This window comes from Streptomyces sp. NPDC029044 (genome assembly GCF_040637495.1).
Lineage (GTDB): Bacteria > Actinomycetota > Actinomycetes > Streptomycetales > Streptomycetaceae > Streptomyces.
Genome location: NZ_JBEZWN010000156.1, coordinates 1 through 1,255, shown reverse-complemented (window position 1 = coordinate 1,255; position 1,255 = coordinate 1). Strand labels below are relative to the sequence as shown.

The following is a 1,255-nucleotide window of genomic DNA, read 5'->3' as shown; positions in this document are numbered from 1 at the left end:
CCCACAGAGCAGCCCGACAGTTACCCAGCGTTACTAATCATGGTCATGCCAAGACTGGCGCCAGAGTCGCTCCGGAGTGGCATCCAGGCCGCGAGAAGAGGGAGAAAACCCACCCGGACATGCGACGACCCCCGCCGGGGGGGAGAGCGGGGGTCGTCCCCACGGCCGACTCGGGGGGGGAGGAGTCGGGCCGGGTTAGCACGGTCGCGAACGATCCGTGACTTCCATGGTGTACCCGAGAGCCTTCTCAGGCAAACCCACGCGCCCCACCTTACGCCGAATGGGCTGCCCCTATGCTCTGGGGCGTGGAAAACCACTCGTTGCCCCGCACAGCCGCCTTCTTTGACCTGGACAAGACGGTCATTGCGAAGTCGAGCACGCTCACGTTCAGCAAGTCGTTCTACCAAGGCGGTCTGATCAACCGCAGGGCCGTCTTGCGTACCGCATATGCCCAGTTCGTCTTCCTGGCCGGCGGCGCCGACCACGACCAGATGGAGCGCATGCGCGCCTATCTGTCCGCCCTGTGCCGCGGCTGGAACGTGGAACAGGTCAAGGAGATCGTCGCCGAGACGCTGCACGACCTGATCGACCCGATCATCTACGACGAGGCCGCCTCCCTCATCGAGGAGCACCACACCGCCGGCCGCGACGTCGTGATCGTCTCCACGTCCGGCGCGGAGGTGGTCGAGCCGATCGGCGAGCTGCTCGGGGCGGACCGCGTGGTCGCCACCCGCATGGTCGTGGGCGACGACGGCTGCTTCACCGGTGAGGTGGAGTACTACGCGTACGGACCCACCAAGGCCGAGGCCGTGAGGGAGCTGGCCGAGTCCGAGGGTTACGACCTCAGCCGCTGCTACGCCTACAGCGACTCGGCGACCGACGTGCCGATGCTGGAGTCCGTCGGGAACCCGCATGCAGTGAACCCGGACAGGGCACTGCGACGCGAGGCCCTCGCGCGCGGGTGGCCGATCCTGGACTTCCACCGCCCGGTCCGGCTCAAGCAGCGCATCCCCGCGTTCTCCGTGCCACCGCGCCCGGCGCTCGTCGCAGTCGCAGCGATAGGCGCAGCCGCGGCCACCGCGGGACTCGTCTGGTACGCGAACAGGCGCCGGACGACGGTCGCTTGACCTGCGGCGACGGGCCGTCCCATGTGCACCCGAAAGTAAAGAAGTGCAGCCTGGACTTCCGCTTGCTCCGGGGCAGGAGTACAAAGGACTCAACGGCCCGCGAGACCAAGGACATCCGAGAGGATCAC

Annotated in this window: 1 protein-coding gene; it reads left to right on the top strand. The window is 67.3% G+C overall.

What is annotated here, in order from left to right:
- Positions 1-293: 293 nt before the first annotated feature.
- Positions 294-1,127 (top strand): HAD-IB family hydrolase, encoded by an 834-nt coding sequence (locus AB0E85_RS39950; RefSeq protein ID WP_107460405.1) that lies wholly within the window; start codon positions 294-296, stop codon positions 1,125-1,127.
- Positions 1,128-1,255: the final 128 nt, after the last annotated feature.